Source organism: Gardnerella sp. c10Ua_31 (genome assembly GCF_055700915.1).
In genome coordinates this window covers 210,538-234,625 of sequence record NZ_JANUYG010000002.1, presented here as the reverse complement: position 1 = coordinate 234,625, position 24,088 = coordinate 210,538, and the positions used below count along the sequence as shown (strand labels likewise).

Below are 24,088 nucleotides of genomic sequence, written 5' to 3'. Positions count from 1 at the left end.
CCCTTTTTGCTTACACAAGCGCTTTCCTTATTTGTCGTTGCGCGAGGTTTGAGTATTTCTCTCCTCGCAAGTCCCGTCGCTACGCTCCTCTTTTATTGCTCGTAGAGAAATACATCAAACCTTCTGGATATCTAGAACTTTTTCGTATCTTTCATCACCGAGATTCTCGATTTTTCTTCTTCATTCGATGAATCACCACCTTCGGCGCTGAGGTTCATCTCATTCAGTGCGAAAAATCTCGAATCTCTACTTTATTTGGCGTACATATGCAATCATGCAGTGTGCTATTGCTCAAAAATCGCGGAAGAATCGCTAGGGTATCCATACGCGTACGCGCTCATAATATGCGAAATAGTAATGTTTGCAAGAATCTCAATAAACTCTTGATTTGTTCTGCTAGAAAGTGCGCTATGATTTACGCTGCCGTCTTTGTTTGTAGGGAAAATGGCTTGATTTAGCGCATCTAGTTCTCCGCGCGCGCAATCCATATATGCTATTGCAACTATTGGCAAGTCTTTTGCGCTAGCTTCGTCTTTTGCAACGCCAGAATCCAGATTCTTTTGTGGTATTTCGTATACTTTTTGTCGCAAGTCGCTTCCGCTTGAAGCAAAGTGCATAAGCGTGTTAGCAATCGTAGCTGTAATATCGCTTTGTCTTAACGAAACATTATCAACATCTTTTGCAGCTAAAGTTTGTAACATAAAAGCTAGTTTGTCTTGTTCTAATGCCGCTTTTGCAAGTGGGTCGTGATTCCAATACAAATTACTAGTACTATTTGCAAAGTCATACAATTTTTTGTAAACGCTTGATTCCATTTGATTTGCGATTTTAGAGGCGTTTGCCGCTCCGCTTTCGTTACCTTGACTTAAGTTGGCCAATTTCCAGGTGTTTTGCGCGCTAAAAACAACGCCTTGAGCAAATCGTGCGTTGCATTGTATTGCAACGTTTTTCCAAGAATCCGCAGCATTTTGCAAGTTGTTTCTAGTTACGTTTGCTTCTTGTTTATCTACGATTTTTTGATTGTGCTTTGCGCTTTGTAGAACTTGGTAGCACTCATTATTGCTTTTAGATGAACGAACCGCAGTGTTGTTAACGTTATTAAATTGCCCTGATCCCGAGCAAGCGCTAGAAGCCATTAATACAGCAATAAGTGATGCAAATACTAGAACAAACTTTTTTTTGTGCATTGGAACACCTTTTGCTACGCGTTTGATAATATTTTGCACGCCTTGCAAGGCTTTAGAACAAAACAAAACGTGTCTGCATAATCTACTAAAATAGTCCGTGACTGTGACCAATGTTGGCTTGCTTTGTGTCTAACATTTTATGCTTAACATTTTTAATCATAGTCATAAAATTTTGCGCTTTACATACTTGTTAAAATTAGATTTTAGCGTTTTGTTATGCGTAAAACGTATAAAAGAAGAATAAGTTAATTTTATAAGTGAAAATTTATAAATGAATCACAGGAGGACGTGCACGATGGAATTGGATTTGGCGGGAATGCATCAGCTTGCGGCTCAGCAGGGGATTAATGCCGACGAGCTGGACGAGGCACTCGCCGAGGCTTTGCGTCTTGCATACATGAAGACTTCCCACCCAGCAAGGCATGCTCGAGTTGAGCTAGATGAGCGTGCTGGTTGCTTTACTGTATGGGCACGAGATGAGATTCCAGGTGTTCCTACAGAAGATAATCCTCACCCAGCATTTACTTTGGGCGAGGAGTATGACGATACGCCTAGAGATTTTGGACGTCTTGCTGCAGCAACAGCTCGCCAAGTTATTACTCAACTTTTCCGCAAAGTGGAAGATGACCGCGTATTTGGAGCTTTTTCGGGTCAAAAAGGAAAGCTTATTAACGGCATTGTGCAGCAGGATTCTAAAGATCCTTCTAATATTCACGTTGCTGTTGGAGATGTTGAAGCCATTTTGCCTAGAAGAGAGCAAGTTCCTGGCGAAAGGTATCGTCACGGCGAGCGTATTCGCGTTTATGTTGTAAACGTTGCTCGCGGCTTGCGCGGACCAGAAATAGTTGTTTCTAGGTCTCACCCAGATCTTGTTCGCAGACTTTTTGAGCGAGAAGTTCCAGAACTTGTTTCGGGAGCTGTTTCGATTATGGCAATTGCTCGAGAAGCTGGCGCTCGTACTAAGATTGCTGTTCGCGCTAACACAGATGGCGTTAATCCAAAGGGTGCTTTGATTGGTCCTGGTGGTTCGCGCGTTCGTGCTGTATTGGAAAATCTTGGTCAAGAAAAAATCGATATTGTTGATTGGTCGCAAGATCCAGCACAGTTTGTTTCCGCTGCATTGTCTCCAGCAGTAGTAACTGAAGTTCATGTTGTTAGTGAGAAAAGTCAGACTGCTGTTGCTTTTATTCACGATTCTCAGCTTTCGCTTGCAATTGGCAAGGAGGGACAGAACGCGCGACTTGCAGCAAAGTTGACTGGTTGGAAGATTGGAATTGAGTCTGCGGAAGAGCATGCTAAAAAGCAAGAAGCTATGAACGCTGATTCTAATTCGGCGGAATAAGATTTTTGCTAGTATTTAGCAAACTTGCGACACTCCCGAGAATCCAACGTTTCGAGTAAGCTGAAAGCTGCAATCTGGGCTTATTAGCAGCTTTTTGCCTAGGGAACGAGGTACAAAATCATGGTTGAAATCATGGTTACACGATGAGATATCGCATTATGAGATATCTAAATAAAAAGCATAAGAGTAAGAATCTTATAACAATATAAAGTGGTTGCGTTCGTTTTACGCTGCCACAGACTGAGGAGAACACTGAGTGGTAAAAAAGCGCGTATACGAACTGGCCAAAGAATTTGGTGTAGATAGTAAAACCGTATTGGAACGTTTGAAGAGTATGGGCGAATTCGTAAAGTCCGCTTCTTCAACTGTTGAAGCTCCTGTAGTGCGTCGTCTAAAGACGGAATTTGTGCCTGCGGATTCTGCTGCAAAGAGCGAATCGAAGCCTTCTGCGTCTAAGAATGTTGATCATGCGTCTAATAAATCTGCGGATTCTGCGTCTAATAGCAAGCCAGAATCTCATGGTCAAAATGCAGAAAAGAAGGCTAATCAAAAGCCAGAACAAAAGTCTTTTGCAAAGCAGAATTCTGCGCAAAAAGTGCATGAAAATCACGAATCTAAGACTTCTAATGCGCATGCTGCTAACAATGCAACTCCTAAGCCTTCGGCTGGAAACGCAAAGCCTAATAATGCTTCTAGGTCTGGCGATTCAAAGCGCAACGCAGAAAAGCGCAGTGGTGCAGAATCTAAATCTGCTAAGCAAGAGCGTTCTGCGCAAATGCCTCCACGCCCTAGACCACACCAAGGCTCTGGCTCGGGAGCCGCTCCTCGACCAGGAAACAATCCGTTTAGTCGAAAGCAGGGTATGCGCGCGCCTACACCTGGAGACATTCCACGCCCACATCCAATGTCGCGGCCAGGCGCTGCTGCAGAGAATGCTCGTGGCTCAAAACCAGGATCTGGTAATGGTAATGGCGGCAACGGCGGTGGTCGCGGTCGCGGTGGTCGCGGCGGAAACCGTCAAGGCGGCGGCAATGGCAACGGCGGCAACGGAGCAAATCGTTCCCAATGGCAAGGTTCGCATCGTTCAGGCGGCGGCAATGGTGGGGCAGGATCGCGCCCATCGGCAGAGTCGCGCTTTAACGCAAATCAAGCAGCAAGCTTCCAAGCAGCGGCTGCAGGCGCTCCAAACGCAGGCCCATCTAGGGGCGGTCGCGGACGCGCAGGAGCCGCAGGTGCGTTTGGTCGCCAAGGTGGAAAGTCCTCTAAGGCTCGCAAGAATCGTCTTGCAAAGCGCAGGGAATACGAAGAGCTTAAAGCACCAGTTATTGGTGGCGTGCGTATTCCTTCGGGTAACGGCGCTACGATTCGCCTTCGTCAGGGAGCAACGCTTTCGGATTTGGCAGAAAAGATTGATGTAAATCCAGCAGCTTTGGTTACTGTTTTGTTCCATCTTGGAGAGATGGCAACAGCTACGCAGTCTTTGGATGAAACAACATTCCAGATTCTTGGCGAAGAAATCGGCTGGAATATTAGCCTTGTTTCTGCAGAAGAGGAAGATAAAGAGCTTCTTCAGCAGTTCGATATTGACTTAGACGAAGAAGAGCTTCAAGAAGACGATAATCTTGTAACTCGCCCTCCAGTTGTTACTGTTATGGGCCACGTTGATCACGGTAAAACTCGCTTGCTCGATACAATCCGTAAGTCGAATGTTGTAGCGCGCGAAGCTGGCGGCATTACGCAGCGCATCGGCGCTTACCAAGTTACAGTCACCTTAGACGGCGACAAGCGCAAGATTACGTTCTTGGATACACCAGGCCACGAAGCGTTTACAGCTATGCGTGCTCGTGGTGCGGAGCTTACAGACGTTGCAATTCTTGTTGTTGCAGCAGACGACGGCGTTATGCCTCAGACTGTTGAAGCAATCAACCACGCACAGGCTGCTCACGTGCCTATTGTTGTTGCAGTAAACAAGATTGATGTTGCTGGAGCAAACCCAGATAAGGTGCGCGGTCAGCTTACAGAGTACGGTCTTGTGCCAGAAGAATACGGCGGCGACACCATGTTTGTGAATATTTCCGCAAAGCAGGGGACCAACGTAGATAAGCTTCTTGAGGCTGTTCTTTTGACTACAGATGCGGAGCTTGATCCTAAGGCGAATCCAAACATGGACGCTCGTGGCGCAACTGTTGAAGCTCGCTTGGATAAGGGTCGCGGTGCTGTTGCAACCGTTCTTGTTCAGCAAGGTACGCTTAAAGTCGGAGATTCCATTGTTGCAGGCACGTCTTATGGTCGCGTTCGCGCAATGCTCGACGAAAATGGCAACCACTTGCAAGAGGCAGGTCCTTCCACTCCAGTTCAGGTGCTTGGTTTGACTTCTGTTCCAACTGCAGGCGACTTGTTCTTGGTTACTTCCGACGATCGTTCTGCTCGCCAAATTGCCGAAAAGCGCCAGGCTACAGAGCGCGCGGCTCAGCTTGCAAAGCGTCGTAAGGTTGTGTCTCTTGAAAGCCTTAAGGAACAGTTTGCTAAGTCCGAAGTGGATATGCTTAACATTGTTATTAAGGGTGATTCTTCTGGCTCCGTTGAAGCTTTGGAAGACTCCTTAATGAAGATTGAGGTTTCCGACGAAGTTGGAATTCAGGTTATTCACCGCGGCGTTGGTGCGATTACTCAAAACGATGTGAACCTTGCAACTGTTGATAAGGCCGTTATTATTGGCTTTAACGTGCGTCCAAATCGCCAGGTTGCAGACTTGGCAGATCGCGAAGGCGTGGAAGTTAAGTACTACTCTGTTATTTACAAAGCAATCGAAGATATTGAAGCTGCTTTGAAGGGTATGCTTAAGCCAGAGTTTGAAGAGGTTGTTACATCTCATTCCGAGATTCGCGAAATCTTCCGCTCGTCCAAGTTTGGCAATATTGCTGGCGTTATGGTTCAAGATGGTGAAGTTAAGCGCGGAACCAAGTGCCGTATCTTGCGAAACGGCGTTGCTACTGTTAACGATCTTGAAATCTCCACTTTGCGTAGGTTTAAGGATGATGTGCAATCCGTTAGCGAAGGCTACGAGGCAGGCATTAACCTTGGCAGCTTTAACGACATTGAGCTTGGCGACGTAATCGAAACCTTTGAAATGAAGCAGATTGAGCGCAAGTAATATGGCTGGAACAAACCCTAGAGCCGCGCGAATTGCGGCTTTGATTCACAGAGTGATTGCGTCCAATATGGAATCGCATTTGCACGATAAGCGACTTGCTAACGTAACGATTACAGAAGTGAGAGTTACTAACGATTTGCAAATAGCTAAAGTGTATTGGACACAGCTTGGCACTGCTGGAAAAGAGCAGGGTGAGCGAATGCGAGCAAACCAGGCTTTGCAGCAGGCTAAGGGGCGTTTGCGCACTTTAGTTGGAGCTAAAGCAGGCTTGCGATTAACGCCTCAAATCCAATTTGTTTACGATGAAGTTCCTAGCGAAGCTCACGAGATTGAAGACATTTTGGTTGCTGCGCGTAAGCGTGACGAGGAGCTAGCTAAAGCTCGAGAAACAGCTCAATACGCTGGAGAAGCCGATCCGTACAAAAAGCCGCGTGAAGATGAGGAATTTGAAGACGACTTTGATAATGACCTTGATGACGACGGCTTTGACGACGACTTTATAGAGGGCAATGAGTAATTTTCAAATGCAATCTTCTAGCAAGATGCCATCTTCTGGCATTTTGCTAGTAGATAAGCCAAAAGGCGTTACCAGTCACGATGTTGTATCTTTTGCGCGCGGCCTGTTGCACACTAAACGAGTGGGTCATGCTGGCACTTTAGACCCAATGGCAACAGGTTTGCTGATTCTTGGCTTTGGTAACGCCACGCGCTTGCTTAACTATTTGCTTGGTCACAATAAAACGTACGAAGCTGTGATTCGTCTTGGCGAGTCAACTAATACGGACGACGCAGATGGTGATGTTGTTTCAAGCGCGGATGATGAAAATGGCATTATAAACTTTGCAAATATTGATGAAATTCTTAAAGAATTGCGCGTTGTAATAGCAAAGAATTTTACTGGCTCGATTATGCAAACGCCAACATCTTTTTCTGCTATAAAAGTAAACGGCGTTCGCGCTTACGACTTAGCGCGTGAAGGTAAAGATGTTCATTTAGAGCCTAGAGAAGTTTTTATTTACGATTTTTCTTTGCTAGATGCGCATTTTAGTGTGGGCGTAAGCGGCGCGAAAGTTATTGATGTGCGCGCAAGCGTTTCTTGCTCTAGTGGCACGTATATTCGCGCTCTAGCACGCGATTTGGGGCGTGTTCTTGGAGTTGGAGGACACTTAGTGAGCCTTAGAAGAACGCGAATTGGCGATTTTTCTATAGAAGATAGTCGCGTACTTAAGCTTAAAAGTGTTATTCGCACATTTACAAACAAAAATGGAGTGACTCAAACTCACGCGAAGGCTGTTTTAGACGATTCATACTATTCACAAGGTTCATGCGAATCGCAAGCTGCTGGCGATTCGCGAGCTGCTTTGCCAGCCTCGTCGCCTCTAGAAAACACTCTTAATCAACGCTTGCTAAGCATGTTTGAATCTGCAAAATTAACGATGCAAACAGTAGAAGTAAGTGAAAATCAAGCTAAAGACTTGCGATTTGGCAGAAAAATCACGATTTCTGCTATTAGTGCAAAAGACGCTACAAAGAACGCTATTGCATACGTAAAAGCCGCAAAAGATGAGCAAAACGACGTTGTTGCTGTTTTGCAGACCGCACAAAAGCGTCAAGCAACCGCAGATTTAAGCAGAACGGTTTCTATATCTCAAGCCAAAATTACAACAACAAACGAAAAAATCGAAAAAAATACAAATCAAATAGAAGCTAAACCAATTGTAGTATTTGTACAAAGCTAGTTTGCTGGTAAAATAGATGTTAGTGTGAAAATGGGGTTGCGGCAAAGTGGCGTCTAAAATAAAGCGATACCAATATTTGCGGCTCTTGCGAACAGTAAGGATATGATGAAGGTCATAGACATTCGACCAGATGCCAACGGTATGATTAGTTGGCCAACGTTGAGCGCTCAACGTAAGTCAGTTGTTACAATAGGTGTATTCGACGGAATGCATCTTGGGCATCGTAAAGTTATTGAGCGAACAGTGGAGATTGCGCGCAAAAACAACGCGTTCTCGGTTGTTATAATGTTTGACCCTCGTCCAAGCGTTGTGCACGAGAATCCAGATTTATTCGACGATTTTGGCGATGACGCGCAAATTCCAGTAGATTCGCAAGCGCTAACAAGCGTTCGCCAGCGGCTTAGAGTTTTACAGCAGTTAGACGTTGATCACGTTATTATAGTTCGATATAGCCTTGCTTTTGCGGCAAAATCGTACAGATTCTTCCTTGGGCAGCTGGTTGGTAAGCTAGGTATGCGCGCGCTTGTTTTGGGGTCGGATGCAGCTTTGGGCGCTAAAAGAGCTGGAAACGTTCATGCTATTAAAGAGCTTGCGCAAGCTACAGGCGTTTTTAATCTTGTTGTTGTAGATGATTTTGGGCCAGGAGACGTTCGCGTTCCAGACCCGATTGTTCCAGAGGTTCCTTTAGAAGGCGGAGAGCCAAAAGATCCTGCAAGTGGCATGAATAAGGCGGAATATCGTGCTTGGAGCAAGGGCATGCCGAATAAAAAGGTTCGTGCTTGGAGCTCTACAAATGTGCGATGGATGCTTGCAAATGGCAGGGTTCGAGATGCTGGAGATATTCTTGGACAGCCGCATAGAGTAGAAGGCACTGTTATTCACGGAGCTGGTCGCGGTCATCAAATTGGCTTCCCAACTGTGAATCTTGGTGAGCGAATTGACGGATATATTCCTGTTGATGGTGTGTATGCTGGTTGGATTATTGATTTAGATGCAGACGAGCAAAATGGCGCTTCTTCTGGCAGAAACATTCCTAGCGTAGGTGTTTTGCGTAAAGATGAGCTTCATCTTGGATCGCATTCGCCTTGGCGTTGGGCTGCTGCAATTTCAGTTGGCACTAATCCTACTTTTGAAGATGACGCAGCAAATCGCGCGGATGCTTACGACGATACTCTAGAAGAGCAATCGTCTAATGCATATAATCCGTCTGATTCTTCTAATGCATCTAATACGTCTAATCGAACTGTTGAAGCATATGCATTAACAGATAAGATTCAAGACTTGTACGGGCATAGGGTTTGCATTGAGTTTGCGCGCTTCTTGCGCCCTCAGCAAGCATTTGACTCGCAAGAGCAGCTTAAAGACGCTATTAGCAAAGACGTTGAGCAAACGCGCGCGCTAGTGTCGGAATGATTTAAAGAAGTTTTGCGTTTCTGGGTCGCTGCAAGCGTCCATAACTTCGTACGGCGTGCCGTTTTCTGCAACAACGCCGTTTCTAAGCAAAACTACTCTGTCGGCAGCTTCGTGAGCAAAATGCATCTCGTGAGTGGCCATTAAAATGGTTGTTCCTTGCTGCTTTAGCTCTGCAACCATGTCTAGAACTTCGCCAACAAGCATTGGGTCTAGCGCGGAAGTAATCTCGTCTAGAAGCAGAAGTTGTGGGCTTGTCATAAGCGCGCGAGCAATCGCCACTCGCTGCTGCTGTCCGCCCGAAAGCTGATCTGGGTAGGATTTTGCTTTATTTTCTAGCTTAATCCTAGATAGAAGCTCCATTGCGCGGCTTTCTGCGCGATCTTTGCTCCAATGATGAACTTTTCGCGCAGCAAGAGTTACGTTATCTAAAACACTCATATGCGTAAAAAGATTGAATTGCTGGAACACAACTCCGATTTGAGATCTAATTTGATCTTGATTTATGCGTGGGTCTGTAATATCTGTGTTTCCAAGCCAAACTTGACCGTCGTCTACTCGCTCAAGCAAATTAATGCACTTCATAAGAGTAGATTTGCCACTTCCAGAAGGCCCTAAAAGAGCCACCACTTCGTGAGGCGCAATATCAAAAGAAATACCTTTAAGAACAGGCGTTGAGTTATACGATTTTCGAATATTGCTTAAGCGCAAAACTGGGGTTGAATCCGTGTTATCGCTTGCATTTGTTTGATTGCTTGTGTTTGTGTAATCACTCATTTGTTGATTTACCTTTTGATTTGTTACGTTACTCATCACACAGTTCCTCCGTTTAGCTCGCGCTTGCGAAGTCTTGCTGTATACCAATCGTTTAGAACAATAAACGGAATGCTTAGCGCTATAAACACAACGCTTGCTACAACGTATGGAGTGAAGTTATAAGAAGTTGCAACAGATATTTGAGCGGCTCGAACAGCGTCTACAGCGCCCAAAACCGATATAAGTCCTGCATCTTTTTGCATAGATATAAAGTCGTTCATTAATGCAGGAGCCACTTTTCTTAAGCCAAGAGGAATTACCACTAATCGCACAGTTTGACCAGATGTTAAGCCAAGAGACCTTGCAGATGCTCGCATAGAAGGGTGTACGTCTTCAAATCCTGCGCGCAATACCTCTCCAACGTATGCTGAGTAGCTCATAACAATGGCGATTGTGCCGAGTATTGCTGGTGGAATGCGCCCAAAAAGCTGTAATCCTGGTATGCCAAAGCCGATTAAGTAAAGCACAACAAGCATTGGTATGCCGCGCATAATAGTTGTGTAGAATTGCGCTATAGCGCGCAATGGAAAAAGCATTGGGCTTACGCTTGTGCGAATAACTGCGATTAAAGTTCCAAGTATTGCAACTCCTATTACAGCAAACACAAGCACTTGCAAATTAAGCATTAAGCCTTGCAAAACAGATGGCAAAGATAGCATAAAGTATTTGCCAGAAAAGAACGTTTCGCGCACTCTTGGCCAACCAGGGCTCATTGCAAGCGCCGCAATGCACACGCCAAGCAATACTAAAGTGCTTATTATGCTTGTTAAAACAGATTTAAGATTCTGTTTTTTGCGTATTGCTCTGCGCTCAAGCTCGATATTGCTTAAAGCGCACGTTCCTTCATCTAATGCCGTATTAGCGCTAGATAGTGACGACGCATTAGTGAGTAACTTATTTGATTCGTTGCTTGCAGAATCTGTTGTACTGCCGTTAAGTACTGTCATTGGCGGTAGCCTGAGCCTTTCGACATAATGAATGATACGCACTATTGTAAGCACTTTTATGTGACGATTGGGTTACAAATTGCTTACAATAATGCGTATTGGTAATGACGTTGGTACGATTTTTATTTATTTTGATCTATTTTTAATCTATTTTGTTTGATTTAATTTAGATCAATTTACTTAAGAACTGGCACATCAGTTGTGTACTCTGCAAGCCACTTTTCTTGAAGCTTCTTCAAAGTGCCATCTTTTTCTAGAGCATTCACAGCCTTAGTAACGTCTGCAGTAAGCTTAGATCCTTTTGGAAGAACAAGGCCAGTTCCTTCCTTATCTTCCGATCCTGCAATCTGTCCAAGAACAACACCATCCTTAACTTGCTTACTGCGAACAATGTTCACAGAAGATGGAGTATCTATAACAAGTGCGTCGATTTGCTTAGAGTCAAGAGCCTGAACCAAAGCGTCGTTATCGTTAAAGGTTTGAATATCGCTCTTAATCTTGTCTTTAGCAAAGCTGTAGCTTGTTGTTCCAACCATTGCGCCAATCTGCGCGGTTTTAAGATCTGCTAAAGTCTTTGCGTTAGCAAACTTGCTGTCTTTTTTAACAACAACGCCTTGAGTTGCGTTGTAGTAGCTTGGCGAAAAGTCTACTGCCTTCTTGCGTTCCTCGGTAATAGAGAACTGCTGAAGGTTAAAATCAAAGTCCTTTGGGCCTGGAGTTACTGCGGAGTCGAAGGTTGTGCGAACCCACTTAACCTTGTCTTTGCCGTAGCCAAGTTTCTTTGCAACAGCGTATGCTACTGCGGATTCGTATCCCTTGCCGTTTTCTGGCTTGTTATCGTACATCCAAGGTGTGTAAGTTGGCTGAGCTGTGCCGATTGTCAAAACGCCTGGAGTGATCGTCTTTTGATTTGGATCTTGTGCGTTTTGGCTTCCGCATGCCGCTGTGCTAACCATTGATGCAACGGCTAATGCTGCTGCAGCGATTTTAGTAGCTGCGATTGCTACGCGGTTAGTGTGCAAGTTGTTATGTACGAAAATAGCCATTTTTTCTCCTTGTTTTTGCTAAAACCTTAAATTTTTTCGCTTATTCGTTTTTTAAGCGATTTAAGTAGGTTTTGCGGCCGTACATTTGATAGTTTATAAGACGATAGATGCATTTAAGGCTTAATTGTTACAGAATTGTTATCGTGATTGTTTATAACGTGCTATATTTTGTTGATTTAATGGCGTAAATTTGCTCTACTTATGTTCAATTTTGTAAATGTTAAGTAACGGTTACAATCGGTGTGTTGCGGCGTGTTGTGTTGTTGCAGCGTGTCTTTACGATTTTAGAATCATAAGTATTTGACTGTATTTGGTTGTATTTGATTATGTTTGACTATATTTGATTTTGTTAGATTTTATTAGATTAGACTTATCGAACTTATTTTAGGGGAGACTATGCAAAAGGAATTTTCAATCGGTAATTCTGGCGATTTTAGTAATCTTTCAAAACTTGCGATTATAGTGGCACTTCAAAAAGAGGCTCAGCCTATTTTGCAAGCGTTTAGTGGCGAATATAAGTCTTGGCAAGATTACGGTGTTACTTTTATTCAAGGTAAAATCGCGTCTAATAACAAATGCAATAAAGCAGTTCTTACAATATGCATTGCTGGAATGGGAAAGTGTGCTGCAGCTGCAGCAGCTCAGGCTCTTATAATCGAAGCTAAGCCACAAGTGTTGATTTTTAGCGGAATCGCAGGCGCATTAAATCCGCGTCTTAATGTTGGAGACATTGTTATAGGCAAGAATCTTCACTATCTAGAAACAAATACACAAATTATTGCAGATTGTGCTCCATACAAAGAAGTTTTTGAATCGGACTCAAAGTTATGCGATTTAGCGGCAAATCAAGCGAAGTTATTAGGCTTTAGGCTTGAAAAGTCTTTGCAAGAATCATCTTCGGCTGCTTGCGATTTTTCCGCGGAATCTAAGCAAAGCGCGTCTAATAAGAGCGAAAATGGCGTTGCATACGTTTGCGGAAACATAGCAACAAGCGACCAATTTAACACAGATCCAAAGGTTCTAGATGCAGTTCGCGAAGAGGTTTTTGGCGATTGCGAAGAGATGGAAGGCGCTGCAGTAGCGCATATTGCAGCTAAAAATAGCGTGCCGTTCCTTGCGATTCGCGCAATGAGTAATCGTTGCGGAGAATCTTACGAATCGCTTGATGCGCATAAAGACGATTTAGTTCTTGCTGCAAATCGCGCTGGAAGCTTGACTTTGAGCGTTTTGAACGCGCTTGTTAAATAGCTTACGCCTTCAAAGTAGCATACTAGTTTTTAGACGCTAAATTAAATCCGCTAAAAGTAAAGCCAGGGCTTACAACGCAAGACACCAATACATCTGCGTTGCTAGGTACAGTTCGCTGCCATGTTCCAGCAGGAATCACAAGATGACCGCGCGTAAGTAAATCGTTACCATCTTTAGTGTTTCCCAGAGTAAAACGTTGCAAATCAGCCTCTGCGCAAGGATTTTGGCTGCATCCGCCAAGTTCAATCGTAAGATTTGCTGGGCCATGCCAAAACCAAATCTCGTCTGCATCAACTTTATGCCACGCGCTTGAATCGCCAGCTGGTAAAAGAAAATAAATAAGCGATGCTAGTGGTCTTGGAGCGCTGGCTGCGGAGTTTTCGTCAACTTGTGTATTAGTCGCGTTTGCGCTCGCGTCTGCGCTCGCGTCTGTGCTGTTATTTGCGCTATATAACTGTGCTGCTTGCCAATCGCGAGCGTACCATCCGCCTTCTGGGTGTGCTTCTAAGTGCAATTCTTTAACAAGATTTTTTGCGTAATCGCTCATATCTTCTAATTTAATGCTCATAATATCTCCTGATATTTTCTGATTTATTTTGCGAGACTTATTAGTCAAGACTTATTGCGCAAAAGCGCCATTATTGTACACAAGATTTCCAGATATTACAGTTGCTTTTGCGCTTCCTGCGCCGTGACGAACAAAATTGTGCAAAGTCTCTTCAACTCCTTGCGGCGAGCTTGTGTCTGTTGGAATGTTAAAGAACGCCAGGTCTGCTGTTGCACCAGCATTAATTTGGCCAATTCTGTGCGGCCCTACGTGCAAGCCCATAACGCTTGCGCCGCCTAAAGTAAGCATGCGGATAATTCGATGTGTTAAATCATCTTTTCTATATCCTTGTGCTGTTGCTAGGTCGTAGATTTTTGCAGCATCGTCTAAAACGTCTAAAGATGGGGAAGAAGATAGGGAATCTGTACCAATTGCAAGTAAGTTTCCTTCTTCCATGTAATCGCGAATCGGCGCGTCTCGCTCTGTAACAGTAATGCGATTGGACCTTGGGCAAAGTGCCACTCCAACTCCGCGCTGGCGTAAAATCCTGCGGTCTTCGCCGTCCGCCCAAACGCCGTGCGCAATATGCACGTCTGGCCCTAAAGATCCAAGCTGATCCAAAAACTGAATTGCAGATGCAGTCATTCCGTGCGATTTAAGTTCGCTATAGCTTTCCCAAACATTGCTATTCCAATCTGGTGCAGAATACGTAGTTAGCGTATCTGCGTGATTTCCAGCTTCCATTGGTGTTTCCGCTAAGTGTATGTGCAAGCGCATGTTTAGCTGGCGCGCAATGTCTGGCAAATCCACAAACGGCTCTGTTTCTAGACTATAAGGCGCATGTGGGCTAATACCTATGCTCGGTATGCTGCCGTTGTGCATCATTTGCCCAAGCATTTCTAGCAGCTTAGCGTAGCCTTCTTCCTTCCAATCAACGTTTTTCCAGCCCATTACCTCCCAATAGGCAATTCCGTGCATTCCCTGGCTTGCAAGCGCTCCAACCGCTTCAATATCGGTTACAATATCGGCAGCTGCGCTAGTGCCAGCTTCCACCATCATTCTTGCGCCTTGGTATGCAGAAGTCTTCCAAGTTGTTAGCGATGGATTTTTTTGTTTATCTTCTTGCAACTTGTCGTAAACAACGTTAAATCCTTGCTCCCAATCGTGGAAATTTCTATATTCTCCGCGTCCTACGCTTGCCATATTTGTGTATTGCAAATGCGTATGTGCGTTTATAAGACCTGGTGTCATAAGGCCGTGCCAATGTTTCTCATTTCTAAACATTTGCATATAAGAATCGCTTGGCATCTCGTCTTTTAGAATATTAAGAACCCATTGACGTGTTCCAACGTGAACAACGTGTCCGTTAGATACAGCAACGGCACCTTCGGGGATTATTGGCCCCGTTACTGGAATAACCATTGATGCACTGTATAGTGTGACTTCGCTAAGTGGTGTTGGGTGTGCAAGTTTGCGTATTGGGTCTGTAAGCATTGTGTTCCTTAAGGAATTACGTTGTACTACTTTTTGCTTTATTTATTCTATTATTGCTTAGATTTATTATGATTTGGTTAATTGATTTATGCTAACTATTTGCTTCTTCCGCAAATCGCGTTAAATCCCACTTGTAGCCGTTGTTTTTATTGGATTCGCTTGCGCTATATCCGCGTTTTGCTAGTGCGATTCTTGCTATTTGATTATCGGAGCTTTCTGGCAATTGGTAGATTCCAGAATCAAGGCGATTATCGTTATTTTTATTGCCATTTTTATTGCCGTCTTTATTGCCATTGTGCTCTAGCAAATACGCAACCGCGCTTACTTGAACAGCAAAACTAAAGTCCATAATCTCAATAGGATTTCCGCCGCCTGTAGTGTAATTTGTGCCGTCTCCTTCGCTTATTAGCGTAATTTGAGGACCGCGCGGAACTTGGATTTTTCTTTGTGCTGTTCCAACAACTGGCTTAAAATCAGGGATTTCGTCTAGTGCAATCTCGTTTGCAATTCCACCAATAACAGCCAAAATTGCGTTTTCTTGCATGTTTTGCATATTTTGCAATGTAATAGTGTGACGAACTCCAGTCGCAGAAACAATTATATTGCTTTCTTTAACAGCGCATTCAAGATTTTTAGCTTCAAATCCGTCGAAAACTGCGCGTAAGGATTGAACAGGATTTGTATCGCAAATCGTAACTTTTGCACCCAATGCGCGTATTCTTAATGCAAATCCGCGGCCAACTGGTCCATATCCAACAACAGTTACTTTAGCGTTTTCAAAGCATTCGCTTCCAAGAATTTGTTGCATTGTTGTAACGCATGTTTCGCCAGTTCCATGACGATTGTCAAAATCGGTTTTTAGAGCGCTATTATTTACTGCGATTACGGGGTAGTGCAAGTGCCCAGCTTTTTGCATTGCTTCAAAAGCGCGCACTCCACTTGTTGTTTCTTCGGCAACGCCTATTAGATTTGCTGCGATTTGTGGGCGTTCTAGGCTTGCTAGTCGCGCAAAACTTGCACCATCGTCGATTATTATGTCTGGCTGTATTTCGTCTAGAAGTTTTAGAGCGCCTTCGTGCGTTTGCTCGGGAGACCAATCGCGGTTTGCTTGCACTAAAATGCCCTCTTTTTTAAGTTGATCTGCCACTCTCTGGTCGGTTTCGTCTGGGCCGCAAAATACGCCAACAATCGCTCCGTGAGCGTGTAGCTCCCTTAGCAGCACGGCTGTTTTTGGCTCTAAAACAAGGCAAACAGCTATTCTAACGCCTTCTAAATTAAGACCGTTTTCTTGTAAATTGTTAAGTAGCGTGCGCATTACTGGCATGTGGCTTTGCGCGTAGTCAATGGCATCTTTTCCGCTTAAATTAGGTGCGTCTACGGTGGTCTCTAGGTTTTTTGCGCATATTTTTACGCAAAAATCAGCATCTTCCTTAGAATTTACGGGAATTATTCCCCAGGATTGCGCGTTTTGCAGGAATTTTTGCACATTGCTATTGTTGCCGTTGTTGCCGCTGTTGATGTTATTGCTGTTGTTGTTTTCTTTATTTTCATCTTCGATAAACACTCGTGAACCTGCAAGCGAGCGATTAGTTTTTTGCGAAGTAAACGAAGCCCATTTACTAAAGTCAACCATATTAATCTCCATTAATCTCCTACAATCCCAGCGCTTTCAACGCTTCTTTAAGATTATTTACTTCAACTACATCAATTCCTGCAACGTGAATCTTTTTTTGCAAATGGCAAACAATCGCACGTTTATAGCCAATTCTTGCAGCTTCTTTAAGTCTAGTTTCCATTCTAGAAGCCGATCGAACTTGGCCAGTCAAGCTAATCTCGCCAATTGCGCATGTAAAAGGCAAAACTGGCTTATTTTTTGCAGCGCTTGCAAGAGATGCAACTATTGCTAAATCGCAAGAAGGCTCTTTTGCCTTAGCGCCAGCAATCGTAGAGACGTAAATGTCTTTAGCAAGAAGATTCAATCCGCCATGCCTATACAAAACAGCTGTAAGCATAGCGATTCTGTTTGCATCTACTCCCGAAACCGCACGTCTAGGAGCAGGTAGAACAGAGTCTGTAACAAGCGCTTGAACCTCAATAGCAAGGCTTCGATTGCCCTCTAAAGTAAGCGTTACGCATGTGCCTTCGTTTTTGCAATCCTCGTTAGAAGACAAAAACAGTCCAGAAGGGTCGGGGACTTCTTCAATTCCACATCCACTCATATCGAAGCATCCAACTTCGTCTGTAGGTCCAAAACGATTTTTAACAGCGCGAAGCATGCGCAATGCAGTTTGACTATCTCCTTCAAATTGGCAAACTGTGTCTACAAGATGCTCAAGCGTGCGCGGGCCTGCAATCGAGCCGTCTTTTGTAACGTGACCAACTAAAAGCACTGGAATATTACAAGTTTTAGCAACGTCAATAAGCGCGCTAGCTACTTCTCTAACTTGAGTGGAGCCTCCTGTAATGCCATCAACATCGCTAGAAACAATAGTTTGTGCTGAATCAACAATTGCAAGTGTTGGCTTATACTTTTCGATTAATGCTAAAGCTGTGTTTAAGTCTGTTGTAGAAGCAAGAAGAAGATTTTGACTTATAGCGTTTATGCGTGACGCGCGCAATTTTACTTGCGACTTTGATTCTTCGCCAGAAATATATAAGACTAAATTTGTTGCAGACTCGTTGCTTTGAGTGGATTCGCCGCCATTTTTAGCTACTTTTCCAGCGGTTTCTAAAAGCAGAGTAGACTTTCCGATTCCTGGCTCGCCTGCTATAAGCGTTACGGACCCTGGAACAAGCCCTCCTCCTAAAACGCGGTCAAATTCGCTAAATCCCGTGTGTATTCTAATTCCATTATCTGCTTGAATGCTGCTAATCGGCTGTGCGTCTACGCTGGAATCGATGTTTAACGCAGCAATCGCGTTAGCTTTTGCGCTTCTTGAATTTCTAGACGATCTTAAAGCTTTAGAAACGCCACTTTGCAACTTTGGCTCGCTAAACTCGCTTAGTGTACCCCATTCGCCGCATTCTGGGCAGCGGCCGTACAATTTTGACCCACTCCAACCACATTCGGAGCACAAGTAATAAGTAGAAGATTTTGCAGCCATGATTTGACGCTAGCTGCATTTATAGACATTTTGCCGTCATACTTTTGTGAGATAATCCAAGTATGTTTAACAGTGTTATGTGGGGTAAAAAATGAATTCTTATACAAATAATTCTTCTACTTCTTCGCAAGGATTTTCTGCGTCTCATAACAATTTACGAAAAGTGCTTATTGTTGCATTAATAGTTGTTGTTTTGGCAATTGTTTCCGCGTTTGTTTGGCCAGGTTGGGCGTTAAATCACCAGCAAAATGCGCAATCTGCTAAAACGCATGTGCCTTCTGCAAAAACGCCATCTATTAAGGCTAAAGATTTGCCTAGCACTTCTACTGCTCTGTTAAAAGCTATGCCAGATACTGTTCTTGATTTTGCTCGTGTTGATGCTTCTGCTAGTGCAAAATGGTCTTCGGCTTCTCCTTTAGAAGAATACACAGTTAAGTATTCAACAGGAGAATCTGGAAGCGATGTTTCGCTTGTTGTTGCTCAATGGAGCAGTCGCGACCTAGCGAATAAGCAATATGAGCTTTTGCTAGATGGATTAAGTGGGGTAGATGTTGCTTCTGGAAAAATTCAAGTTTCTGGGAAAACCACTGGCAGCTATGTGTTAAAGACTGAGTCGGGCAATAAAGCTAAAGCTAGTGCCATTTGGCAAAACGACACAGCTGTGTTTGAGTTAACTGGATCAAAGCAATCTGTTGAAAGATTCTATAAGCAATTCCCAATGTAAACTTTGCAAAATATAAGCTGTTTTGTATGTGTTTTGTATGTGTTTAACGTATGGTTTTGCGCATGTTTTGCATGTGTTTTTGTAAAACTTTGCTTTAGGATTTTCCAAAGTCGTCAAAACGGTGTAACATTAGGCAAGTTGCACACTTTACATATGAATGGAGGCTTCAGATGGGTTCTGTCATCAAGAAGCGCCGCAAGCGGATGAGCAAGAAGAAGCACCGCAAACTGCTGCGTAAGACTCGTCATCAGCGTAAGTAATGCTGTTTGGCGCGCCTGCCCGTTTGGGCACGTAACACTTTTGAAAGCGTTGGATTTTCCAGCGCTTTTTTATTTCGATTGACTTATTGCGATTGAAGATTGTAAAAAATTTCCCGAAAACGTATGCAAATTAACTAATTTTACATACATTCTCGGGAAATGATTGGTTAAATATTAGATTATGACTGGATTATGCAGCTTACTTATTTGGATTTGTAAGCGTGCGAGGACCGTTTGGATCTCCAACAATCACAGTATCAACCATGTTCAAGAACAGGCCGTGTTCAACAACGCCAACAGTTTCAATCAAGTCTTTAGCAAGCTCTTGTGGGTGGTCAATGCGCTCCAAATGCAAGTCAACAACAAAGTTGTTCTCGTCTGTGCGCACTTCTTTGCCGTTTGCATCCAAGCGCAAAACTGGCTTGTATCCGCGCTTCTCGAACTTGCGAATCACTTGAGCAGAACCAAATGGAATCACTTCAACAGGCAGTGGGAACTTGCCGATTGTGTCTACAACCTTGCTTGCGTCTACAATCCACACAATGCGATCGGAGTTGATTGCAACAATCTTTTCCCAAAGAAGAGCCGCGCCGCCGCCCTTAATGCCGTTAAAGTTCTTATCAACTTCGTCTGATCCGTCAATCGTAACGTCAATATGGTCAACATCGTTAATGTCAAGAATCTTAATGCCGTAGCCTTCTGCCTGCTCTTGCGTGCGGCGAGAAGTTGTAACTCCAGTAAAGCTTAAGCCTTCTTCCTTAACTCTGCGACCAAGCTCGTCTACCAAGAATCGCACTGTAGAGCCAGTTCCAAGTCCAACCATCATGCCATTTTGTACGATTTTTGCGGCCTCAATGCCAGCTGCTTTCTTTAGCGCGTCTTGTTGTGCTTTATCCATGTGTGCCTACTTTCTTGCTTTTGCAGGTTGTTACCGCGCTGTTTTGCGCGATTATGTGCGATTTTTAGTGATTGCTAATCGCATCTGTTTCATACATATTACATATTAGTCTGCTTTAAGAATTTTGTTCTGTTATTTCTTAGCATTTGTTTGCATATAAAATTCAGTTGGTTCTAAGTTAAAAGTGCCATCTGGCATAACGTATCCGCTTAACTGTATTGTGCCTGTTATAAATCGTGGATTTCCGTTAAAACTTGGGCTTGTGTTTGGAGCAGGCGTAAATTGCAATGTTCCGCATACGCGCAATCCTGGAACTGCTTTATATTTTTGCTCTGATTTATTTTGGGATTCGCTATTTTTGGATTCGTTATTTTCATGCGAATCTTCATCGGCTTTCGATTCATCATTTGCTGGCGATTCATCATTTGTATTAATGATTTGCGTAGATGAGTCGCAAGCAGCGTTGTTATTTGCGTATTTAGTGGTATCGCTAAATGTTTCACGCTCTGTTTCACGCGTATTATTGCCATTAAAATCAGGATTAATATCTTCTCCAACGCATCTGCCAATGTGGTATTCGCTACTAGAAATTTTTCCATCCAATAGCATTTTTGCGTCTTGCGGAACGTCAACGCCATCTGAATATGAGGAAGAAATCAACGATTTCCACCCTTCTAGTGGCAAATATCCATCCTTCAATTTGCTGCGGCAATCTTCGGCATAAGTTCTAGCAAGCTCGTCAACTTTCTCGTTTCCAGCGTTTCCAGCATGACCCTTAACCCAAACGAACTTAACGGAGCCTTTGCGCTTGCAAATCTCCGAATCGATTGCGCGAATAAGTTCTGCATTTTTTACAGGCTCTTTTTTGGAGTTTTTCCAACCGTTCTTTTTCCAACCATGAATCCAAGTTGTTGCACAATTAATCGCATATTGCGAGTCGCTTTCGATTGTTAAAGGCTCGCTTCCAGGATGTGCTCGCAAAGCTTCTAGAACTGCGCATAATTCGCCTATTTGATTCGTGCCGTTAGTAGCTCCGCCTGCATCCGCGTTACCAGTGTGATTGTGCTCGTGAGCGTTGCCCGCTTCGTCTATGTGGTCTGCCCAAGCCCAGCCCATTGATCCGTTTGGATTTCCTAGAGCAGATCCGTCTGTAGAAACAACAATCATTGCAAAACCTTTCAAAAATGCGCTGGCAGCATCAGCAACCAGCGCATATAGAAGCTGTTAACTTTAACTAATCGCAATTAAAGCGTTACGCTAAAGCCTTGTCAACTACAGCAGTAGCTTCCTCAAGCACCTTATCTAGCGCTTCTGGAGAAACGAAGGACTCAGCGTAAACCTTGTAAATGTTCTCGGTACCAGATGGGCGAGCAGCGAACCAATTGTTCTTAGTTGTAACCTTCAAGCCGCCAATCTTAGCGCCGTTTCCAGGAGCCTCAGTGAGCTTTGCAGTAATATCTTCGCCAGCAAGCTTAGTCGCTTCAACGTCGTTTCCGCTTAGAGCTGCAAACTTTTGCTTTTGCTCAAGAGTGGTTGGAGTATCTACGCGCTTGTACCAGCTTTCGCCAAAGCGAGCAACCTGGTCTTGATGAAGCTGAGCAGGATTCTTGCCAGTCTTTGCAGTGATTTCTGCAGCGAGCAAATCAGGAATCAAGCCATCCTTATCGGTTGTCCACACGCGGCCATCCTTGCGCAAGAAGCTCATGCCAGAGCTTTCCTCGCCGCCGAAAGCAACTTCGCCACTAAAGAGTGGGTCAACAAACCACTTAAAGCCAACAGGAACTTCCACAAGCTTAGCGTTAATAGAAGCAGCTACGCGGTCAATCAAAGAAGAAGACACAAGCGTCTTGCCGATAGCAGTATTCTTTGGCCAATCTGGGCGAGCGCCGCCGAACAAGTACTCCACGCACACTGCAATGTAGTGGTTCGGGTTCATAACGCCCCAGTTAGGGCACACAATTCCGTGGCGGTCAGCATCTGGATCGGTGCCGCCAACTAAATCGTACTTATCCCAAGCGCCAGCGTTAAGCTGATCAACTAAGCCCTTCATTGCGTAAGGGGAGCTTGGATCCATACGAATCTTGCCATCGTGGTCAATTGTCATGAATCGCCAAGTTGGGTCAACATCTGGGCGCACAACGCCAATGTTTAAGCCGTACTTTTCGTTCATAAGTGGCCAGTAGTTTACGCTTGCGCCGCCGAGTGGGTCAATTCCCAAGCGCACACCGCTAGAGCGAATTACATCGAAGTCAATAACGTTTGCTAAATCGCTAACGTAGTGTTCGCGGTAATCGAAGCCTTCAACCAAATCAGACTTGATTGCTTCCTCGAAAGGCACGCGCTTAACGTACTTGTAATTGTCGAGCAATTCGTTTGCGCGGTTTGCAATCGCATTAGTTACGTCTGCTGGGGCAGGGCCGCCAGTTACAGGGTCGTACTTAAAACCGCCGTCGGTTGGAGGATTGTGTGAAGGAGTTACTACGATGCCATCTGCCAAACCTTCGCCGCTAAAACGCTGAGTGCCATCAGCTGCGCGATTATGCGTCAAAATAGCTTGCGACACAACAGGCGTTGGAACAAAGTCGCCGCGCGAGTCCACACGAACGTGAACGCCGTTAGCAACCAAAACCTCAATAGCGGTTTTTTGAGCAGGCTCGGAAAGAGCGTGCGTATCTCTACCAATATAAAGTGGGCCAGTTACGCCAGCCTTCTTGCGATATTCGGCAATGGCTTGTGTGATTGCAACAATGTGAGCTTCGTTAAACGAAGTTTTTAACGCAGAACCACGGTGACCAGACGTGCCGAAAATAACGCGCTGTTCTGGAATATTGGAATTTGGAACTTCATCGTAGTAAGCGCAAATCAAAGCGTCAACGTCTACTAGATCTTCTGGGGTGGCGGGCATTCCCGCATTTTTTGCTACCATAATTTTTTATTTTGCCACGGCGACGGTATTTTAATGTAAGTCGGCGGTATTTTGGGTTAAAGAAGATTGCAAACTCTCTGGCACACGCACGCATAATGCTCTTTTATCTACGCTAAAACGCAAGTGTTTTGTGTAGCCTAAAATATCTCCATCAACCTGCACAGGAGCAGGCCGTTCTAGCTTAACTTCGGCTTCAATACCCTGCGATTGGTCAATCTTGGAGTTTGTAGAAAGTGGGCTTTGTTGCGCTTTTCCTGTAACGGTTTGGTGCACAACATCTCCAAACAAGTTAGCCCATCCGATTAATCCGCCAGAAGTGTCAATAATCTCAAAGTCGAGTATGCCATCGTCGTAAGCAGCATTTGGCATAAGTGAAAACATTGGAATCTGGCCGCAATTTCCAGCCATAAGCGTGCGGAAAGATATTGCACTAGATGTGTAATCCGTTCCATCTTTGCGCGTAAAAGTAACGTCTCCGCGGTATTTTGGCGCAAACAAGTGCTTAACGCCTGCAACAAAGTACGCAAGCCAGCTTATGTTCTTTTTAAGTGCAGGATTAGTGTCGTCTATCATAAGCGCGTCGAATCCAATTCCCGCAATAATCAAGAACGCATGACCGTGGTCTTCGTACGGCTTATCGAGTATAAAAACGCGACCAACGTCAACAAACCTAGATCCATGGCTAGTTGCCACTTTTAGCGCAGCTTGAACATTGTCTACAGGAATCCCCATGTTTCGCGCAAACAAATTTCCCGTTCCAATTGGAATTATTCCCATTGCGTGGTCTGTTCCGCTAACTGCGCTCGCAACTGTTCTAACAGTACCATCTCCGCCAACAGCAACAACAACATTTGCGCCATTTTTCAAAGCTTCTAGCGCGCATTCGCGCCCGTCTTTATTAAGCTGCGTATCTATTATTTCGTACGTAAAATCGTTAGAAGCACAGTAATCTTTAATGCTTTTTCGGTATTCTTCGGCTTGCGGTTTAGAAGGATTTATTATAAAAGCGTAGTGAACGCTGTCTCCATGCCTTTCTGCCAGTTTTTCTGCTAAATGATGCTTCTTCAGGGTACGCGTAACTATCATGATGACGAATGGCGCAAAAACTAGCGCAAAAACAATCACCATTAACGCAATTGTTGCTTGAATTGGCATATCTGGCATATTTATTATTCTTGCACACATCTTTAATATATGGACATTATTATTTATAAAATTTGATTATTTCTTTACATTTTCATCACTT

20 protein-coding genes are annotated in these 24,088 nt (G+C 44.2%); 8 read left to right on the top strand and 12 right to left on the bottom strand.

Going from position 1 to position 24,088, the window contains the following annotated elements; genetic code table 11:
• Nucleotides 1–284: 284 nt before the first annotated feature.
• Complete coding sequence (locus NYP55_RS03415) at nt 285–1,226, bottom strand: hypothetical protein (protein WP_472781579.1); 942 nt, start codon at nt 1,224–1,226, stop codon at nt 285–287.
• Between the two features lie 256 nt (nt 1,227–1,482).
• On the opposite strand from NYP55_RS03415, the gene nusA reads away from it, so the two are divergent.
• From nusA to ribF, 5 genes are all read left to right on the top strand, one after another.
• A complete protein-coding gene (gene nusA / locus NYP55_RS03410) occupies nt 1,483–2,529 on the top strand; it encodes a transcription termination factor NusA (protein ID WP_004131711.1) in 1,047 nt (348 codons plus the stop codon).
• Nucleotides 2,530–2,785: 256 nt separating this feature from the next.
• Entirely contained in the window at nt 2,786–5,683 is a 2,898-nt protein-coding gene (gene infB / locus NYP55_RS03405; protein WP_101889570.1) for a translation initiation factor IF-2, read from the top strand.
• Nucleotide 5,684: 1 nt separating this feature from the next.
• Nucleotides 5,685–6,200 carry a 30S ribosome-binding factor RbfA gene (gene rbfA, locus NYP55_RS03400; protein ID WP_472781578.1) on the top strand — a complete coding sequence of 172 codons (516 nt, stop codon included), beginning with the start codon at nt 5,685–5,687 and terminating at the stop codon, nt 6,198–6,200.
• Nucleotides 6,193–7,422, top strand: a complete 1,230-nt coding sequence (gene truB / locus NYP55_RS03395; protein WP_472781577.1) for a tRNA pseudouridine(55) synthase TruB — start codon at nt 6,193–6,195, stop codon at nt 7,420–7,422. Before rbfA ends, truB begins: the two co-directional genes overlap by 8 nt.
• A gap of 105 nt (nt 7,423–7,527) precedes the next feature.
• The gene (gene ribF / locus NYP55_RS03390) at nt 7,528–8,835 is read left to right on the top strand and encodes a bifunctional riboflavin kinase/FMN adenylyltransferase (protein WP_472781643.1); all 1,308 of its coding nucleotides are present in this window, start codon (nt 7,528–7,530) and stop codon (nt 8,833–8,835) included.
• On the opposite strand, the gene NYP55_RS03385 is transcribed toward ribF, so the two are convergent.
• The 3 genes from NYP55_RS03385 to NYP55_RS03375 form a co-directional block, all read right to left on the bottom strand.
• Entirely contained in the window at nt 8,821–9,645 is an 825-nt protein-coding gene (locus tag NYP55_RS03385; RefSeq protein WP_004133426.1) for an amino acid ABC transporter ATP-binding protein, read from the bottom strand. The two genes, ribF and NYP55_RS03385, sit on opposite strands and share 15 nt — an antisense overlap.
• Complete coding sequence (locus tag NYP55_RS03380) at nt 9,645–10,595, bottom strand: amino acid ABC transporter permease (protein ID WP_004131717.1); 951 nt, start codon at nt 10,593–10,595, stop codon at nt 9,645–9,647. The genes NYP55_RS03385 and NYP55_RS03380 overlap by 1 nt, the downstream gene beginning before the upstream one ends.
• A gap of 176 nt (nt 10,596–10,771) precedes the next feature.
• On the bottom strand, nt 10,772–11,641 hold the full coding sequence (locus tag NYP55_RS03375; RefSeq protein WP_004131718.1) for an ABC transporter substrate-binding protein: 870 nt from the start codon (nt 11,639–11,641) through the stop codon (nt 10,772–10,774).
• A 396-nt stretch (nt 11,642–12,037) separates the two neighbouring features.
• On the opposite strand from NYP55_RS03375, the gene NYP55_RS03370 reads away from it, so the two are divergent.
• Nucleotides 12,038–12,889 carry a 5'-methylthioadenosine/S-adenosylhomocysteine nucleosidase family protein gene (locus tag NYP55_RS03370; protein ID WP_004131719.1) on the top strand — a complete coding sequence of 284 codons (852 nt, stop codon included), beginning with the start codon at nt 12,038–12,040 and terminating at the stop codon, nt 12,887–12,889.
• A gap of 22 nt (nt 12,890–12,911) precedes the next feature.
• Here the strand turns inward: NYP55_RS03370 and NYP55_RS03365 are convergent, their stop codons facing one another.
• The 4 genes from NYP55_RS03365 to radA form a co-directional block, all read right to left on the bottom strand.
• On the bottom strand, nt 12,912–13,457 hold the full coding sequence (locus NYP55_RS03365; protein ID WP_472781576.1) for a cupin domain-containing protein: 546 nt from the start codon (nt 13,455–13,457) through the stop codon (nt 12,912–12,914).
• 51 nt (nt 13,458–13,508) lie between these two features.
• Nucleotides 13,509–14,930, bottom strand: coding sequence for an amidohydrolase family protein (locus NYP55_RS03360; RefSeq protein WP_004133421.1), 1,422 nt, complete (start codon nt 14,928–14,930; stop codon nt 13,509–13,511).
• 91 nt (nt 14,931–15,021) lie between these two features.
• On the bottom strand, nt 15,022–16,563 hold the full coding sequence (locus NYP55_RS03355; RefSeq protein ID WP_050543310.1) for an adenosylhomocysteinase: 1,542 nt from the start codon (nt 16,561–16,563) through the stop codon (nt 15,022–15,024).
• A 19-nt stretch (nt 16,564–16,582) separates the two neighbouring features.
• On the bottom strand, nt 16,583–18,034 hold the full coding sequence (gene radA, locus NYP55_RS03350) for a DNA repair protein RadA (RefSeq protein ID WP_472781575.1): 1,452 nt from the start codon (nt 18,032–18,034) through the stop codon (nt 16,583–16,585).
• 91 nt (nt 18,035–18,125) lie between these two features.
• Here radA and NYP55_RS03345 point away from each other — a divergent pair, with 91 nt between their 5' ends.
• A complete protein-coding gene (locus NYP55_RS03345; RefSeq protein ID WP_004131724.1) occupies nt 18,126–18,758 on the top strand; it encodes a hypothetical protein in 633 nt (210 codons plus the stop codon).
• 170 nt (nt 18,759–18,928) lie between these two features.
• On the top strand, nt 18,929–19,018 hold the full coding sequence (locus NYP55_RS03340; RefSeq protein WP_004268639.1) for a 30S ribosomal protein bS22: 90 nt from the start codon (nt 18,929–18,931) through the stop codon (nt 19,016–19,018).
• A gap of 199 nt (nt 19,019–19,217) precedes the next feature.
• Here the strand turns inward: NYP55_RS03340 and rpiA are convergent, their stop codons facing one another.
• The 4 genes from rpiA to NYP55_RS03320 all read right to left on the bottom strand — a co-directional run bounded on the left by rpiA (nt 19,218) and on the right by NYP55_RS03320 (nt 24,006).
• A complete protein-coding gene (gene rpiA, locus NYP55_RS03335; RefSeq protein WP_004131725.1) occupies nt 19,218–19,916 on the bottom strand; it encodes a ribose-5-phosphate isomerase RpiA in 699 nt (232 codons plus the stop codon).
• Between the two features lie 132 nt (nt 19,917–20,048).
• Nucleotides 20,049–21,083: a ribonuclease H family protein gene (locus tag NYP55_RS03330; protein ID WP_018642970.1), complete on the bottom strand. Its 1,035-nt coding sequence runs from the start codon at nt 21,081–21,083 to the stop codon at nt 20,049–20,051.
• An 85-nt stretch (nt 21,084–21,168) separates the two neighbouring features.
• Nucleotides 21,169–22,842: a phosphoglucomutase (alpha-D-glucose-1,6-bisphosphate-dependent) gene (gene pgm / locus NYP55_RS03325; protein WP_004131727.1), complete on the bottom strand. Its 1,674-nt coding sequence runs from the start codon at nt 22,840–22,842 to the stop codon at nt 21,169–21,171.
• Between the two features lie 30 nt (nt 22,843–22,872).
• Entirely contained in the window at nt 22,873–24,006 is a 1,134-nt protein-coding gene (locus NYP55_RS03320; protein WP_004133407.1) for a diacylglycerol/lipid kinase family protein, read from the bottom strand.
• Between the last annotated feature and the right edge of the window lie 82 nt (nt 24,007–24,088).